The sequence below is a fragment of the Mediterraneibacter sp. 210702-DFI.5.30 genome, from assembly GCF_020560115.1.
In the GTDB taxonomy this organism is placed as follows: domain Bacteria; phylum Bacillota; class Clostridia; order Lachnospirales; family Lachnospiraceae; genus Mediterraneibacter; species Mediterraneibacter faecis.
In genome coordinates this window covers 1-220 of the sequence record NZ_JAJCME010000237.1, presented here as the reverse complement: position 1 = coordinate 220, position 220 = coordinate 1, and the positions used below count along the sequence as shown (strand labels likewise).

Annotated in this window: 1 protein-coding gene; it reads right to left on the bottom strand. The window is 50.5% G+C overall.

Features of this window, described 5'->3' with window-relative positions; translation table 11 throughout:
• Nucleotides 1-220 (bottom strand): MFS transporter (locus tag LI126_RS15405; RefSeq protein WP_227165771.1); only part of this gene is annotated, 220 nt, incomplete at both ends.

The window sequence follows — 220 nt, the reverse complement described above, 5'->3', positions numbered from 1 at the left end:
AGCGACAACCGTTACGATAACGTTGATCGTCCCGATACCAATGTGGGCAAGCAGAGCAGCCGCAACACCCCAGCCAACTTTGGTAAAGATAGTTGGTGCATAAAAGACGACTGAGTTGGAACCAATAATTTGTTGAAAGATTGCCGCGCCCAGACCAGTAATCAGAGCGGGACGAACCAGCGGACTGAACAGTTCCTTCCAGCCACCAGCTTTTTGCTTG